Annotated in this window: 16 protein-coding genes and 1 riboswitch; of the genes, 11 read left to right on the forward strand and 5 right to left on the reverse strand. The window is 51.6% G+C overall.

Features of this window, described 5'->3' with window-relative positions:
* Positions 1-21: 21 nt before the first annotated feature.
* The 4 genes from KO518_RS18030 to gmk form a co-directional block, all read right to left on the reverse strand.
* The gene (locus KO518_RS18030; RefSeq protein WP_216027247.1) at positions 22-408 is read right to left on the reverse strand and encodes a RidA family protein; all 387 of its coding nucleotides are present in this window, start codon (positions 406-408) and stop codon (positions 22-24) included.
* Between the two features lie 19 nt (positions 409-427).
* Positions 428-2,542 carry a bifunctional GTP diphosphokinase/guanosine-3',5'-bis pyrophosphate 3'-pyrophosphohydrolase gene (spoT, locus tag KO518_RS18035; protein ID WP_216027248.1) on the reverse strand — a complete coding sequence of 705 codons (2,115 nt, stop codon included), beginning with the start codon at positions 2,540-2,542 and terminating at the stop codon, positions 428-430.
* 138 nt (positions 2,543-2,680) lie between these two features.
* Positions 2,681-2,953, reverse strand: a complete 273-nt coding sequence (gene rpoZ, locus KO518_RS18040) for a DNA-directed RNA polymerase subunit omega (RefSeq protein ID WP_216027249.1) — start codon at positions 2,951-2,953, stop codon at positions 2,681-2,683.
* Positions 2,954-3,074: 121 nt separating this feature from the next.
* Positions 3,075-3,716 (reverse strand): guanylate kinase, encoded by a 642-nt coding sequence (gmk, locus tag KO518_RS18045; protein WP_216027250.1) that lies wholly within the window; start codon positions 3,714-3,716, stop codon positions 3,075-3,077.
* Between the two features lie 126 nt (positions 3,717-3,842).
* Here gmk and KO518_RS18050 point away from each other — a divergent pair, with 126 nt between their 5' ends.
* The 11 genes from KO518_RS18050 to thiH all read left to right on the forward strand — a co-directional run bounded on the left by KO518_RS18050 (position 3,843) and on the right by thiH (position 15,098).
* Entirely contained in the window at positions 3,843-4,514 is a 672-nt protein-coding gene (locus tag KO518_RS18050; protein ID WP_216027412.1) for an alpha/beta hydrolase, read from the forward strand.
* Positions 4,515-4,607: 93 nt separating this feature from the next.
* Positions 4,608-5,549 carry a hydroxymethylbilane synthase gene (gene hemC / locus KO518_RS18055; protein ID WP_216027251.1) on the forward strand — a complete coding sequence of 314 codons (942 nt, stop codon included), beginning with the start codon at positions 4,608-4,610 and terminating at the stop codon, positions 5,547-5,549.
* Position 5,550: 1 nt separating this feature from the next.
* The gene (locus KO518_RS18060; RefSeq protein WP_216027252.1) at positions 5,551-6,261 is read left to right on the forward strand and encodes a uroporphyrinogen-III synthase; all 711 of its coding nucleotides are present in this window, start codon (positions 5,551-5,553) and stop codon (positions 6,259-6,261) included.
* A 3-nt stretch (positions 6,262-6,264) separates the two neighbouring features.
* Positions 6,265-7,434, forward strand: coding sequence for a uroporphyrinogen-III C-methyltransferase (locus tag KO518_RS18065; protein ID WP_216027253.1), 1,170 nt, complete (start codon positions 6,265-6,267; stop codon positions 7,432-7,434).
* Complete coding sequence (locus tag KO518_RS18070; RefSeq protein WP_216027254.1) at positions 7,431-8,600, forward strand: heme biosynthesis HemY N-terminal domain-containing protein; 1,170 nt, start codon at positions 7,431-7,433, stop codon at positions 8,598-8,600. Before KO518_RS18065 ends, KO518_RS18070 begins: the two co-directional genes overlap by 4 nt.
* Positions 8,601-8,647: 47 nt before the next feature.
* Positions 8,648-8,762: riboswitch (TPP riboswitch) on the forward strand.
* Between the two features lie 100 nt (positions 8,763-8,862).
* Positions 8,863-10,734: a phosphomethylpyrimidine synthase ThiC gene (gene thiC / locus KO518_RS18075; RefSeq protein WP_216027255.1), complete on the forward strand. Its 1,872-nt coding sequence runs from the start codon at positions 8,863-8,865 to the stop codon at positions 10,732-10,734.
* Between the two features lie 3 nt (positions 10,735-10,737).
* A complete protein-coding gene (gene thiE, locus KO518_RS18080) occupies positions 10,738-12,276 on the forward strand; it encodes a thiamine phosphate synthase (RefSeq protein WP_216027256.1) in 1,539 nt (512 codons plus the stop codon).
* Entirely contained in the window at positions 12,270-13,010 is a 741-nt protein-coding gene (locus KO518_RS18085) for a HesA/MoeB/ThiF family protein (protein WP_216027257.1), read from the forward strand. Before thiE ends, KO518_RS18085 begins: the two co-directional genes overlap by 7 nt.
* A gap of 1 nt (position 13,011) precedes the next feature.
* Entirely contained in the window at positions 13,012-13,212 is a 201-nt protein-coding gene (gene thiS, locus KO518_RS18090; protein ID WP_216027258.1) for a sulfur carrier protein ThiS, read from the forward strand.
* A 3-nt stretch (positions 13,213-13,215) separates the two neighbouring features.
* Positions 13,216-13,989 (forward strand): thiazole synthase, encoded by a 774-nt coding sequence (locus KO518_RS18095; RefSeq protein WP_216027259.1) that lies wholly within the window; start codon positions 13,216-13,218, stop codon positions 13,987-13,989.
* Positions 13,986-15,098, forward strand: a complete 1,113-nt coding sequence (gene thiH / locus KO518_RS18100; protein WP_216027260.1) for a 2-iminoacetate synthase ThiH — start codon at positions 13,986-13,988, stop codon at positions 15,096-15,098. The genes KO518_RS18095 and thiH overlap by 4 nt, the downstream gene beginning before the upstream one ends.
* Here the strand turns inward: thiH and KO518_RS18105 are convergent.
* Positions 15,081-16,739, reverse strand: a complete 1,659-nt coding sequence (locus KO518_RS18105; RefSeq protein ID WP_216027261.1) for an alkaline phosphatase — start codon at positions 16,737-16,739, stop codon at positions 15,081-15,083. The genes thiH and KO518_RS18105 overlap by 18 nt on opposite strands.
* Between the last annotated feature and the right edge of the window lie 33 nt (positions 16,740-16,772).

Raw genomic sequence — 16,772 nt, forward strand, 5'->3', positions numbered from 1 at the left:
CCTCATAGAGAGAGTAATGACTTACTCCGGTAATTCCATTACACCGTCAATTTCTATCTGAGAATCTTTTGGCAATGCTCTAACACCAATGGCAGCGCGCGCGGGGTAAGGCTTGTTGAAATACTGGGCCATGATCTCATTTACGGTAGCAAAATTAGACAAATCCGGCAGAAAGATATTCACTTTTACCAAGTCGTTCATGGTGCCGCCAGCGGCTTCACAAACGGCTTTAACATTTTCAAATACCTGTTTAGCTTGTTCTGCAAAATCGTCAGATACCATTTCCATCGTTTCCGGATTCAGCGGAATTTGACCAGAAAGATACACGGTGGTGCCTGCTTTTACTGCCTGGCTGTAAGTTCCGATAGCCTGGGGAGCCTTGTCGGTTTGAATAATTGATTTAGCCATTTTCGATCCTGTTTATGAATTAGTGTCTTGATTTACTGTGACGTGAGACGCGCTGTACTTCAGACATGGTTCTGATCTTTTTCATCACCCGTGCAAGATGCACGCGGTTGTAAGTGGTCAACTCAATGTCGATAAAGTAAATGTTGCTCTCTTTTTCTTCTGTTTGAAGCCCAATAATATTGGACTCACAGCTGGAAATCATGTTTGTTAGGTTCGCCAGTGTACCCTGATGGTTGTACAGTTCAATACGCAATGATGCTTTAAACTCACCTTGCGGCGAATCGTCCCACTGCATCGGTAAAACACGCTGAGGCTCTTCTTTGGTGAGCTTGCGAATATTGTTACAACCTGTTTGGTGTATGGTCATTCCCCGGCCCGGGCTCAGTACCGCAACTATCTCATCATCGGGGATGGGATGACAGCATCTAGAGTAATTTACCAGCAAGCCTTCGGTACCGCGAATAGCCACCGCGACGTTGCCCTTTTTCTCTGGCAATTCTGCAGATTCACCCAACAGGCGGCGGGCTACAATGGCGCTCAGCTCATTGCCCAAACCTATGTCGGTCAGCAGAGCTTCAAAAGAATCGTGTTTGGTTTCTGCAACCACGCGGTCGATGTCTTCCTGAGCGATATCGTCGAGTTTTACTGCGCCTAGCGCATGGCGCAACAGACGGTTGCCCATGTTCACCGCTTCGCGGGAGTGCTGTTTGCGCAGATACTGACGAATGCGCGTACGGGCTCTGGCACTTACCACGAAGTTCAACCAATTGGCATTGGGCTTGGCTTTTGGAGACGTAATAACTTCTACCGTCTGGCCGTTTTCGAGGGGTTTACTGAGGCTGTAATTGCGCCGTTCCACGCGCACTCCCACACAGGTATTACCTATATCCGAGTGGACCGCATAGGCGAAATCCACTGCGGTTGCCCCTACAGGTAGCTCGATAATGCGGCCATCAGGGGTGAACACATAGATTTCTTCGGGGAAAAGATCCGTTTTTACCGACTCGATAAATTCAAAACTGGAGCTCGCACTTTGTTGTAGTTCAAGTAGCGACTGCATCCACTTGCGCGCCCTAAGCTGTGCTGTAGTATCACTGTCGCCAGGTTCTTTGTACAGCCAGTGGGCGGCCACGCCTTTATCCGCCATTTGATCCATAGCAGTGGTGCGAATTTGTACTTCCACGGGAATACCGTGAGGACCCACTAACGAGGTATGTAACGACTGATAGCCGTTGGTACGCGGGATGGCGATATAATCTTTGAATCGGGTTTCAATGGGCTTGTACAGGCTGTGCATTGCCCCCAATGACCGGTAGCAGTTGTCCAGCGAGTCCACCACAATGCGAAACGCATAAATATCCATTACCTCGTTGAACATAAGTTCTTTGTTTTTCATTTTTCGGTAGATGGAATAGAGGTGTTTTTCGCGGCCCAATACAGCCGCGTCTATGCGGTATTCATTCAGCCTTGTGGCCAGTTCCCGACGGATATTTTCGATGATTTCTTTGCGATTGCCCCGGGCTTGTTTTACCGCCGACTTTAACGCCCGGTGTCGCATGGGGTACATAGCCTGAAAGCCGAGATCTTCCAACTCGTTTTTAATATCGTGAATACCTAGCCGATGGGCTATAGGGGCGTAAATTTCCAGGGTTTCCCGGGCAATGCGCCGTCGTTTATCCGGCCGCAACGAGCCAAGGGTGCGCATATTGTGGGTTCTGTCAGCCAGTTTAATGAGAATGACGCGAATGTCCTGCACCATGGCCATCATCATTTTGCGAAAATTTTCTGCCTGGGCTTCCTGTTTGCTGCTAAAGGCAATTTTATCCAGCTTACTAACGCCCTCTACCAGCTCTGCCACCGTATCGCCAAATGCTTCGGCGAGATCTTCCTGACTGTAATGGGTATCTTCAATAACATCGTGTAGCAGCGCGGCCATCAGGGTTTCGTGATCCATGTGCATATCTGCGAGGATCCCTGCCACCGCAACGGGATGTGTAATGTACGGGTCGCCACTGGAGCGCATTTGGCCATCGTGGGCTTCGTGGGCTAAAACGAAGCTGTCCTGAACCAACTGAACGCGTTCAGGTGACAAGTACTCTGAAATTTTCTGCTTTAGCCCCTCGAATAAATACACGTGCTACTTAGTTTCCTGCGAAATAATACCAATAGGAACAGAATAATGAGAATTATAGGGAAAGCCAATGCTAAAACGCCAGCGATCTAAAGAAAGATCCGCTGGCGTCTGTCTGTGATGTCTTAATGCACTAAAGGCTTACTGGTCAGACAGAATATTAACCACGGAAGAAAAATCAGCACTTTCCTGTCTTTCCTGATCCCGCATGCGATCCTGATCCAGAGTATCGGCTGTAACCAGACCTTCTTCTATTTCGCGCAATGCGGTTACCGTAGGCTTGTCGTTTTGCACATCAACCTGTGCTTCTCTGCCTCCGGTTGCCAGTTGGCGGGCACGACGTGCTGCAACCAATACCAGGTCAAAGCGGTTACCAACTTTATCTACGGCGTCTTCTACGGTTACGCGGGCCATGTATCTCTCCGAAAAAATCTATAAAGCGAAAAACTCAAAAATGGCCGCGTAGTATATAACACAAGCCTTAATAGTCATAGTATTTTGTTCGCTTTTGCAGCAACCACCGCAAAAAACGGATCTATGCCTGATCAACCAGATCTTTTAGTAAATCCCGGTGACGAAGTTGCTGTTTCACCAGCCGCAGGCGCTGGGCACACACAATGGCTTCGAGTTCTAAAAGCGCAGTGGAAAAATCGTCGTTTACCAGCACGTAGTCAAATTCGTGATAATGAGACATTTCTGACACGGCTTCGCGCATGCGCCCATCGATGACCTCTTCACTGTCCTGGCCACGGTTTGTGAGCCGCTGTCGCAGCACGTCTGTTGACGGAGGCAAAATGAAAATACCACAGGTATCGGGCATCTGCGCCTTCACTTGTCGCGCTCCCTGCCAGTCAATATCTAAAAAGACATCCGTGCCCAAATGCAACGTTTGTTCTATTGTCACCCGAGAGGTGCCGTAATAATTGCCAAATACTTCAGCGTATTCAAAAAATACACCTTGTTCGATCAGCGCTTCAAACTCAGCGCGACTCACAAAATGGTAATGCACGCCATCCACCTCGCCGGGGCGGGGCGCCCGGGTGGTATGCGACACCGATACTTGCATAGGGCGTGAGCTTTCATTTTCGTATTTTTCCAGCAATGCTTTGATAAGGCTGGATTTACCCGCGCCAGAGGGCGCAGCCAAAATAAATAAATTACCCAGTAAGGAAGCCATATTCTTGCTTTTTATCAACATGATGTGGTGATATCAGAAGACAATGGTAGCATAGCCCTGACAAAAGCGTCATCGCGAAATGCACCACTAGCCCGTTTTGAACACAACCAGAGCAGACTGCCCTCTATGACTGATACACAACTCCCCTTTGTCGAAGTGAACACCGGTGAAAATCCTCAGGCGTGCGTAATCTGGATGCACGGCCTTGGCGATTCCGGCCATGGCTTCGCCCCTATTGTGCCAGAGCTAAAATTACCAGCCTCACTTCCGGTGAAATTTCTGTTTCCCCACGCGCCGGAACGCCCTGTTACCATTAACGGTGGCATGCGCATGCGCGCCTGGTACGATATAAAATCAATGGATTTTAACCATCGCGCCGATGCACAAGGCGTCATGGAATCTGCCGATATGATACAGGCGTTGTTAGAGAAACAGCACGCAGCAGGTTTTGCCTACGACAAAATCGTGCTGGCGGGTTTTTCGCAAGGCGGTGTGATAGCCCTGCACTTAGGTACCCGCTTTGGCGAGAAACTCGCCGGCATTATGGCGCTTTCCACCTACATGTGCGCGCCGGGCTCACTGGCAAAAGAAGCGAGCGAGGCAAACAAATCGACGCCTGTTATGATGGCTCACGGCACCCACGACAACGTCGTTCCCGTGCAACTGGGCAAAATCGCTTTCGACGCACTGCGTGAAAATGGCTATCAGCCAACCTGGTCTGCTTACCCGATGGAGCACAGCGTTTGTATGGAAGAAGTGAACGACATCAGTGCCTGGCTACAAGCCGTGCTAAAATAACGGTGATTTGTTGATCCAGGTCGTTGCCCGCGCTGGTACTGGTGGGCCAACTTTGGTTACAATCCAGAGCATCATTCTGATGCAGGATAAATTATGACGCAACACGCCGCTGCACGCTCTGTCGTGCGTATCGCCACCCGAAAAAGCGCACTGGCGCTATGGCAGGCAGAATACGTTAAAGCGCGCCTTCTTGAAGCGCACCCTCACCTAAGCGTTGAATTGGTTCCCATGAGCACCCAGGGCGATAAAATTCTCGATACCCCCCTGGCAAAAATCGGTGGCAAAGGGTTATTCATAAAAGAACTGGAAGTGGCCATGCTCGAAGGTCGTGCAGACATTGCCGTTCACAGCATGAAAGACGTACCAGTGGACTTCCCCGAAGGATTTGGCTTACATGCCATATGCCCGCGGGAAAACCCCTTCGACGCATTTGTTTCCAATCGCTTTGACAGTATCGACGCCCTGCCCGAAGGCGCAGTAGTGGGTACCTCAAGCTTGCGCCGTCAGTGCCAGATACGAAAACATCGCCCGGATCTTGTGATTAAAGATCTCCGTGGCAATGTAAACACCCGGCTCGCCAGGCTCGACCACGCAGAATACGACGCCATTATTCTCGCGGCGGCAGGGTTAATTCGCTTAGGGCTGCAAGATCGCATTGCACAACAGCTGCCGCCGGAATTGTCTTTACCCGCGGTTGGCCAGGGCGCGGTGGGTGTAGAATGCCGCAACGACGACCACGAACTCATCGCATTGCTCACGGCACTTAACGACGAGACAACCGCAGACAGAGTGACCGCCGAGCGGGCCATGAACACTCGCCTCGAAGGCGGCTGTCAAGTGCCCATTGGCAGTTTCGCTACCCTCGACAGCACGACCCTGACCCTTACCGGTATGGTTGGCAGTGTGGACGGCACCACCTTGCTGTACGCCTCGGCCACCGGGCACAAAGCGCGCGCCCGTGAACTGGGTGTGGAAGTCGCTGATGCGCTACTGGCACAAGGTGCAGGCGAGATCTTGCAGGCGCTTAAAAAGTAACATGCTGCTCATTACCCGCCCTGAACAAAAGCTGGAGGCCAGTGTAATGGCCTTCAGACGGGCAGGCATTCGCACTACCGGCGTGGCACCACTTACTATTGCCTTTAACCAACGACAAATACAGCAGTGCGAGACCCGGTTTGGTCATTCTGCTCCAGACGTCGCCATTGTTACCAGCACCTTTGCCGCCGCAAAAATTACCTCTGAGGCGTATTTTCGATCCGAAACCCAGTGGCTTGCCGTAGGCACTTCTACTGCTGATATTTTGCGTCAGGCCGGCGTGAATGTCATTGTGCCGGAGCAACAAAATTCCGAAGGTTTGCTCGCTTTACCGCAACTCGATGGTGCAAATTGTCAACAAATCGTTATTATTAAGGGTGAAGGTGGTCGAACCACTCTACCAGACACCCTGCGAGCAAGCGGTCACAAGGTGGAAGAATATTTGTTTTATTCGCGCAAACCCCTTGTTCACCCTATACAAACGGAGAATTGGCAGTGGCCGGTAATTACAGGCATAGTGGCTACCAGTGGTGAAATGGCTGAACAGCTGTTTCGCATCTATGATAAACAGGCTCTCTGTGAACGCCCGTGGCTAACTGTCAGCAACCGAATTGCTGAAAAGCTTCGCGCGGAGGGGGTAGGCAGTATCGCTGTGTGCGATAATGCCAGTGACATCGCGCTTATCGCGTGGATAAAGGACAATTGGGAGTAATACATGGCTGACAACGAAAATAAACAAACGGATCAGGAACTGGTTGCGCAGGGTAAACCCGCCGCCGACGAACCTGCTGCTTCTGCCTTCGTCAGCGACAAAAAGCAACGCGGGGATAAATCAGCGAAACCCCGTTCCCGCGGACTACTGTGGTTTGTGGTTATCATTACTCTGCTCATTGCCACAGGCACCGCTGCCGCCGGTTACTGGTTCGTTTGGAAAAAGGGCGATACCACCGCCGTCGTGGCAGCGGAGCAAGCCAGGCAACAAGCCGCTTTGGCTTCGTTAGCCGCCGACAACAACGCCCTGCAGCAACAGCTTATTGCCCTTGAAGCAAGCAAACAAAAACTGGCTGAAACGGTGAGTAATCTCACCAGCAAAGCTGAGTCCATGCAGCTGCAAACCGAACAATTATTGTCCCAGCTCAATGATATGGAAGGCCGCAGGCCTTCAGACTGGCTTATTGCCGAAGCTGATTACCTGGTGCGTATGGCCGGCCGCAAAGTGTGGTTAGAAAAAGACACAGACACCGCTATTTTGCTGTTACAAAATGCAGATGACCGCTTAAAAGAATTATCAGACCCCTCCGTTATTCCAATACGAGGTCTTATTGCAGAAGACATTCAAACCTTGCGTCAGGCCAATTCGGTAGACAGGGTAAAACTGGCGTTAACCTTGTCGGGCATGCTCAACAAAGCTGACGACCTGCCCCTCAACACTTTTGTTCGTCCGCGAGACGAAGCAGAAAAAGCCGCTCTGACGAATTCCGTTGACGATTGGCAATCGAACCTGGCGCAGGTCTGGCGATCTATCGTTAACGACTTTATCTCAGTACGACGCACCGATGCTCCTGTTGAGCCCATGATGACCTCTCAGGAAGAATGGTTGTACAAAGAGCAATTCAAGCTGCAAATTATGCAGGCTCAGTCGGCCGTTATGGACGGGAAAAACGCCCTGTTTTCACAGTCGCTAAACAATGCTATTGCATTGCTGAACACCAGGTTCGACGCAGACTCGCCCAAAGTGCAAGGCACAGTGTCGGCACTGGAGACCCTACTGGATACCAATGTGGAAGAAGCCTTGCCTTCGTCACTGGAGGCCATGGCACCGCTGCAACGCCTGCTTGAACAGCGCGTAAACGGCGCATTTGGAAACGGCGCGGAGGCATTATGAAGCGTCTGATTTATGCCATTTTGCTAATTGTTGCCCTGCTGGCAGCAATGTTAATTGCGCCTCAGGTAGTGGGTGATAAAGGCTACGTACTTATTTCCATGGGCACCGTAAACATAGAAATGACGGTGGTCAGTCTGTGCATTTCCCTGTTGGTGGTGGGCATCGGCAGTTGGATTTTGTGGCGATTCATTTCCCGGCTGTTTGGTCTGGTATCAGGTTCGAGAAACTGGTTTGGCGGCTTGAGCCGGCGCAAACGTCAACGCAAATTCTATCGCGGCTTTCACGCCTTGGCGGAAGGCGATTTAGAAGGCGCTAAAAAAGCCTTTCAGGACACCACCGATGGCGATTTTGACGGCGTAAATTACCTTGCTGCTGCACAGGTAGCACATGCTCTGAACGAGCCTGATCGGGTAGCCCTGCTGCTGGAACGGGCGGCGGAATACGACAACGCCAAAGTTGCGGCGTGTATTGTATTGGCCCGCAACGATCTCGCTCAGGGCAAGCAGCAGCGCGCCCTCGACAGACTCAACGAGCTCGATGAAAAAGCCGCTCAACACCCACAGGTTATTCGCCTTAAAGCCCGGGCGATGGGAGAACTTGGTCAGTGGCAAACCCTACAGGAACAATTGCCCCAGTGGCGCAAACCGCTAAAAGAAGATTACGTAACCTGGGCACAAACAGTAGCCAAAGGGAAGTTCGCGGAAATTGCGAGTAAACAGGGGGCAAACGCCCTGCGCCAGTACTGGCAGAAGCTCCCCCGCAAAATGCGTAACGACGATGCCTATCGCGCCGCGTATGCGCAGCAGTTACTGGAACAAGGCATGCACAAAGACGCCGAGGCGTGCCTCGTCGAGTGGCAGAAAAAAGGCCCTCACGCTGTTTTGCTGCCTCTGATGGCGCAAATCAGCATGCCAAACCCTACCGCTGCCATTGCGCTATTGGAAAAGTGGATTAAGCAAGACAGTGAAAACCCAGCCCTTTACTCTACTTTAGGCCATGTAGCTTTCAATGCCGGAGATGACGCTTTAGCTGAGAAAGTGCTGCTAAAAGCCGTTAAATTGCAGGAAAACCAACGCGATCTTATGGCACTGGCTGAAATTAGCGAGCGTCGTCATAACGATGCCCAAGCCCTGTCACTTTACAAACGCGGGTTCGCTGCAGAGTAAAAATTCGGGGGTTGCTATTTGGTGGCCCCCCGGCTTATAGTAATTAACAGAACTTGTCGGAGTGCTTCGTTTTCTTCCTTGAAAACAAGCTGAGACCGCATTGCGGGATCCGTAGAACCTGATCAGGCTAATACCTGCGAAGGGAACAAGAAAGCAACATCACCATCACCGTTTTGGCAGACGTCCGTCTCCTCTGTGCATGTTGCCCCCTTGTGTTCACTCCTGACAAGCATTTACTCCCTAAAATTAAGGAATTTATGCTATGTCAACACGACGCCAAAAACGCGAACAGGCCCAGGAATTTATTGCTTCACTAAAGGGGCAGGTATTCCCTGGTTCATACCGCCATTACGAAATTGGCAGCCAACCAGACATACGCGTACCCATGCGTATGATTGAGCAAACCCCAACCGCTTTGAGCAGTGGTGAAACCGAAGTCAACCCGCCCATTCCCGTATACGATGCCGCTGGTGTATTCGGCGACCCCAGTGTCGATGTAGACGTTACCCAAGGCATACCATTGGTGCGCGATAAGTGGATTGCAGCACGCCAGGATACTCAGCCAGTCGCCCACTCGGAATCGGCCTACACCCAAGCCCGCGATGCCGACATCACCACCGAAAACATTCGCTTTAAAGCAAAGCCCTGTATGCGCAAAGCCAAAGCAGGCAAAGCAGTAACCCAGCTTCACTATGCCCGTCAGGGCATTATCACGCCGGAAATGGAATATATAGCCATACGTGAAAACATGGGCAGAGCCACTATTACCGAGCCTCATCTCACCCGGCAACACCCAGGGCAAAGTTTCGGCGCGCACATACCCGACGCCATTACGCCGGAATTTGTCAGGCAGGAAGTCGCCGCGGGCCGGGCCATAATTCCAGCCAATATTAACCACCCTGAAGCCGAGCCCATGATTATTGGGCGTAACTTTCTGGTGAAAGTGAATGCTAACATCGGTAACTCCGCAGTGACCTCATCCATAGAAGAAGAAGTGGAAAAACTGGTATGGGCAACGCGCTGGGGAGCCGACACCGTGATGGATCTGTCTACCGGGCGCAATATCCACGAAACCCGGGAATGGCTGCTGCGCAACAGCCCTGTTCCCATTGGTACTGTGCCCATTTATCAAGCGCTGGAAAAGGTAAACGGCGTTGCAGAAGATCTCGATTGGCAGGTGTTCCGCGACACCCTCATTGAGCAGGCCGAACAAGGGGTTGATTACTTCACCATTCATGCGGGTGTGCGTTTGCCCTTCGTGCCAATGACGGCAAACCGGGTCACGGGCATTGTGTCTCGCGGCGGTGCGATTATGGCGAAGTGGTGTTTGTACCACCATCAGGAAAGTTTCTTATATCGCCACTTCCGGGATATTTGCGAAATATGCGCGGCTTACGATGTGAGCTTATCCCTTGGCGACGGTTTGCGTCCCGGTTCGGTGGCGGACGCCAACGACGAAGCCCAGTTTGCAGAACTTCGCACTTTGGGCGAACTGACTAAAATTGCCTGGGAATACGACGTTCAGGTGATGATAGAAGGCCCGGGCCACGTGCCCATGCACCTTATCAAAGAGAACATGGAAGAGCAGCTTGAACACTGCCACGAAGCGCCTTTCTATACGCTTGGCCCGCTTACCACAGATATCGCTCCGGGATACGACCATTTCACATCAGGCATTGGAGCGGCCATGATTGGCTGGTACGGCTGTGCCATGCTGTGCTACGTCACACCCAAAGAACACTTGGGACTGCCCGACAAAGACGATGTTAAACAGGGGCTTATCACGTACAAAATTGCCGCTCACGCGGCCGATTTAGCCAAAGGGCATCCGGGGGCGCAAATTCGCGACAACGCTATGTCGAAGGCCCGCTTTGAATTCCGTTGGGAAGACCAGTTTAATTTGGCGTTAGATCCATACACCGCCCGAGCTTATCACGACGAGACGTTACCCCAAGCGGCCAACAAGGTTGCGCACTTTTGCAGTATGTGCGGGCCGAAGTTTTGCTCGATGAAAATTTCCCAGGAAGTGCGCGATCACGCCGCCGAGCAGCAAAAAGGCATGGCCGATATGGCCGCGAAGTTTTCTGCCACCGGCGGCCAATTATACGTTGATGCCGCAGAAACCCAGGAATAAACCATGATTCCCTTCGTACTATTAATTGGTGGCATAGACAGCAGCGGTGGCGCTGGCCTTGTTCAGGACACTCGTGGCGTGCAGGCATATGGCCTGCACGCTGCGGTGGCCACTACCCTGGTGTCATCACAAAGCCATACAAAAACCACCGAAGTAATGCCTGTCGCGACCTCGCTTTTTGCAGAACAGTTGGACGCAGCGTTTTCACTGGCCTCCCCCCGGGCCATTAAAATTGGTGCGCTGGCAAACGCAGAACAAGTTGCAGTGGTGGTTGATAAACTAAAGGTGCACCCCACTATTCCCGTAGTGTGGGACCCAGTCCAAACCACTTCCAGCGACGTGCCTCTGGGCATACTAACCCCTGATACCGCAGCCGCACTCTTACCCCACGTTACCGTGCTTACGCCCAATATTAATGAGCTTGGCACCATTACCGGTTTGCCGGTCAACACCAACAAATCCCAGTTAATTGCTGCACACAACTTATTGGCATACGGATGCCAGTATGTGCTGGTAAAAGGAGGGCATCAACAGAATCGTACCGTTACCGATACTCTTTATTACGCTGAATCGACATGGCATTTTACTCACCAACAAAAGGCGAGCTTCAGCCTTCGTGGCTCCGGCTGCCTGTTGGCCACAGCCATAGCAAGTGGCCTCGCCACCGGTTACGACCCTGAAGATGCCGTGTGTCAGGCCGAAGCGGTCATCGCATACGCCTTCGAACACGCCATGAAAATTGATGACGCCATTGGTGCCGCCACCTCTGTTGCCGTTCCCCACAGCCACAGCTATTACCCCAGGGTGTACCGCGACTTTACCGACGTTTCAGACCTACCCGCATTTCCTCCACTGGATTACTCCTCCCCGGGGTTATATCCGGTAGTTGACAGTGTGGAATGGCTCGCCCGTCTGCTGCCGTTAGGCATACGCATTATTCAATTGCGATTAAAACGCAGTGAACACTCTGTGCAAAACATCTACTCGGCGATAAAACAAGCCGTGGCACTGGCTAAAAATTACGCCACGCAATTGTTTATCAATGACCATTGGGAGCAGGCTATTGAGCACGGCGCATATGGCGTGCACTTAGGACAGAGCGATTTGAATCATGCCAATTTACATCGCATTGCCAGTGCAGGATTGCGTTTGGGTGTGTCCACTCACGGCTACGCAGAACTTTGCCGCGGCCTTACGCTACGTCCGTCATACATTGCACTTGGTCATGTGTACCCAACGCAAACCAAAAACATGCCGTCGTCACCACAGGGCCCCGTTCGTTTGGCCAAGTACACAGCGTTATGCGGTAACACGCCAACGGTCGCTATTGGCGGTATAAAACTGCACAATCTCGACGAAGTACTGGGGGCGAAAGTAAGCAGCGTAGCCGTTGTGACGGCCATCACCAACAGTCATGCACCTACAGATGTTGTCAGGCAATTCCAGCAGCGTATTCAGCAGGGCCAACAAACAGACGCAGCGGTCGCATCCTTGCCTTGCCAGTCACCTATTTTACCTGTGACTGCGAGTGAACCATGTTAACGAAAGAGGAATTCAGCCGGTATAGCCGGCATTTGCTGCTTGAACCTTTTGACGACCATGCGCAGCAACAACTAAAGCGCGCCACCGTGATCATTTTTGGTATAGGCGGACTTGGCAACCAGGTAAGTATGGCACTGGCTGGCGCCGGCGTGGGAAAACTTGTGCTGGTTGACAACGACGACGTAGCGGTTAGCAACCTTCCCCGACAATGGCTTTTCGGTAGCGCTGAGGTAGGCCAACCTAAAATTGAGGCCGCCGCCCACCGACTGACGGCGCTTAACCCTCATTGTGAGGTGGTATCTGTGCCTTTTATTAATGACGAAAAAAGCATAAGTGAGCACTTGCACACATGCAATGTACTGGTTGATTGCACCGACAATCAGACAGCGCGATTCTATATCAACCGTTTGGCATACCGGTACCACACACCGCTGATTACCGCTGCGGCCAGTGGGTTTATTGCTTCGGTAGTGGCTTTACAACCCTGGCTAAAAACCGGCTGTTATCAGTGTCTTGAAGACGCCGTAAACGATACACAATCCTGTATCGACCAAGGTATTTACAGCCCTGTGGTAGCAATAGCCGGACAACTGCAAGCCATGCTTACACTGAATTTGCTTACCGGGGTGGCGCCGGTTAACTGGGGTCAGTTAAGTCTTTTCGATGGCACGTTTTTTACATTGCAACAATTTACCTTGGCACGCGATCCGGCCTGCCCTGTGTGTGGAGACTAACATGCAAGTATATTTTAATGACGACCCGGTTGCCGTACCTGAAGAATGCAGCCTGGAAGCGATGGTGAAAGAACTCACGCAAAGCAATAGCAAGCTGGCTGTAGCGGTAAATAACACCATTGTTCCTCGCTCTCAGTGGGCAGAATTTGCCTTATCGGAAAACGACCACATTGCCGCTTTCACCCTGGTTGCAGGAGGATAAACCATGCTCAATTTAGCGAATACGTCGTTTCGCTCACATTTGCTTACCGGCACAGGCAAGTTCGCATCCCCCGAACAGATGCGCGACGCTATCTCTGCCAGTAACAGCCAAATTGTTACGCTGGCGCTAAAGCGGCTGAACATCAAAGATACCAATCAGGACCCAACCCTGGCGTATCTGCAGGCCATGGACATAACGCTGCTCCCAAATACCGCCGGCGCGGCCAACGCCGAAGAGGCCATATACGCTGCCAATCTGGCCAGAGAGCTACTGCAAACGCCTTGGCTGAAACTGGAGATCCACCCCGATCAGCGCTATTTACTGCCAGACCCCGTTGAAACCCTGAAGGCCGCCGAAACACTGGTAAAAGAAGGCTTCAACGTACTGCCATACTGCAGCGCCGACCCAGTTCTGTGCAAGCGGCTGGAAGAAGCGGGTTGCGCTGCGGTTATGCCTTTGGGAGCGCCCATTGGCTCAAACAGAGGCCTGAGAACACGTGATTTCCTGAATATTATTGTTGAACAGGCGAACGTCCCCGTTATTGTCGATGCGGGAATTGGCAGCCCCAGCGACGCCTGTGCCGCCATGGAGCTGGGCGCAGATGGCGTGCTGGTTAACACCGCCATTGCCACCGCCCGGCATCCGACAGACATGGCGGTAGCCTTTGCCAAAGCCGTGGAATGTGGAAGACAAGCCTATCTTGCGGGCACGGCCAGCCGCCAGCGACACGCAGTGGCAAGCAGCCCGTTCACCACGTTTTTGGACACACTCGAATGACCATCGCCAACACATTAATGCGCTACCAGTGGGACGATGTAACATTATCGCTGTACGGAAAAACCCGGGCAGACGTACAAGCTGCGCTGGCTAAATCAGCTCTGAACTGGGAAGACTTTCTGGCACTCATTTCGCCTGCTGCGGAACCTTGTGTTGCCACTATGGCCCAGCGCGCCCAAACCCTTACTCGTCATCGATTTGGCAATACAGTCTCGCTATTCGTGCCGCTGTATTTGTCGAACCTGTGCGCCAATGAATGCACGTATTGTGGGTTTACCATGAGCAACCGTATTAAACGCACGCGTTTAAACCTCGAAGAGATACAACGAGAAGTACAGGCGATTAAAGCCATGGGGTTTGATTCGGTGTTACTGGTCACCGGTGAACATGAAACCAAAGCCGGTATGGCGTATTTCGAAGAGGTACTGCCAGTAATCACACCTCATTTCAGTGCTGTGGCCATGGAAGTACAACCGCTCAGTGAACAGGATTATCGACAGCTTAAACAGTGGGGCGTAAACACCGTACTGGTGTATCAGGAGACATATCACGCCGCACGCTATGGCCAGTATCATCTGCGCGGCAAAAAAGCCGATTTTCACTGGCGATTGCACACCCCGGAGCGCTTAGGGCAAGCAGGCATAAACAAAATAGGTCTGGGTGCCCTGCTCGGGTTGTCTGACTGGCGCACCGACAGTGCCTTCACCGCCTTACACCTTCAACTGTTGCAGCAGCAATACTGGCAAAGCCGGTTTTCCGTTGCGTTCCCCCGCATTCGCCCCTGCACGGGTGGCGGCATAGCACCGGTAAATGCCATTACCGATAAGCAGTTGGTACAACTTATTTGTGCATACCGGCTGTTTCAACCAGAGGTGGAACTTACGCTATCCACCCGGGAAAGCAGTCACTTCAGAGACAACGTGGTGCCTATTGCCATCAACACCATTTCTGCGGCATCGCAAACCCAACCCGGCGGCTACAGCGCGCCGACTGAAGCCTTGGAACAATTTGCCACGGAAGATACGCGCTCGGTAGAAGATGTGATTCAAGCCATGCAGCGGCAACATCTCGACCCGGTATGGCACGACTGGCTACCTGGGTTTGGATAGCGTCAGCCCTTGATCTGTGCGCTTAACGGTCATGCTTTTTTGCACGAAGCTGTCGGTTGAGCGCTTGAGAACCGTGCGCATGGCAATGTAATCAAACATAGCGTGTGTTGAGGTTAACGTGGTTTTCACATAACCTCTGTGTTCGCAATCGGCCCACAACACTTCCGGGTTTTGTGCGCTCAATAGCCCATCGAAGACCCGCGCATACTCGCCAAAATATGAAAAACTGCCCGGCGATGTTACGCTGGTTGTGCCAATTTCGAACCCCAAATTCTTACCGCTTTGAGCATGCAATTGATTCGCCCAAAAACAGTGGCTATCACCGGTGAATACAAGCAGGTCGTTAGCATTGGACTCTAAACACGTTTCGTAAAACCGTTCTCGCGCAGCGGCATAACCATTCCAGGTGTCTAAAGATATGGGTAGTTTCCATCTTCCTAATTCCTGAGCTTTCGCCACTTTCGCCTTGGTCTTCTTTGAAAAGGCAGGGTGATTGACATTCACATGATTTGAGATATCCGGCATGTTGATTTTCGCCATGGGGATCTGATTGCCAATAAGTCGCCAAGGCTCGTTGTTCTTAACCGATTGCGCTAGATGAGTGCTTAAAAATGCTTCCATTTCCGGGTGCAGCATACGCTGGTTGGCATTGTATAATTGCGTTTCGACGAACTTATTGCGCTTGGCTTCACTTGTTATAGCGGGCAAGTGTTGGTCATAACTAACTTGCTCGGTTCTGCCTGTGTGCCGAGTTTCAAGAGTAATTAAACTCGCCAGGTTGCCAAATTGAAAATGCCTCCACAACCTGGCCCTGTCACTCACTTCTTTAGGGTCGCGTATTGGCATCCACTCATAGTAGGCCTGTAACGATGCATCACGGCGAACGTACCAATCGCCTTCATCTTGCTGATGATTCTGAGCACCGTGCAGGTACGGGTTATTGGTTGACTCGTGATCATCCCATGTAGGAATAAGCGGGTGAGCAGCATGCATCAGCTTAGAACCTTCGTCGGTTTTATACTGCGCATGACGAGTACGGTAGTCTGCCAGCGTAACCGTTTCATTGGCAGGTAAATGCTGTCGGTTTAACAGCTTTCCCGTAGCGCTTCCCCAACTACTTCGGCTGTACTCATACATAAAATCGCCCAAGTGCAGCACAAAGTCGATGTTATTGTCGTTGGCAATGTGCTCGTAAGCGTTGAAGTACCCAAACGGAAAATTTGAGCAGGATACAATGGCAAATGAAAGCTGATCTAACCCGCTTTCACTAAGTGTTCTGGTTCTCCCGACTGACGAATAAACATTCTCAAAACCGAAGCGGTAAAAGTAAGTTTGCCCCGGTTTTAAGCCTGTTACGTCTACCTTAACGGTAAAGTCTGAATCGGCCCGGGCTAGCTTTGCCCCTGATTTTACAATGTGCGTAAACGTTTTATCTAACGCCACCTGCCACTGTACCTGAGCCGCGCTAAATACAGACAACCGCGTCCATATAATGACGCTACTATGGGTGGGGTCGCCACTGGCAACCCCGTGAGCAAATAACTGAAAAGCCTGATTAGGTAGATTCTGACTATGAGCGGCCGCGGCCAATACAGAAGCAGAAGCACCGGCCAGGAAGTGTCGACGTGTAATAGAATTCATCGTAATGGTTCCTGAGTAACCTAAAAGCAAAGC

The organism is Aestuariibacter sp. A3R04 (genome assembly GCF_018860805.1).
GTDB lineage: Bacteria > Pseudomonadota > Gammaproteobacteria > Enterobacterales > Alteromonadaceae > Alteromonas.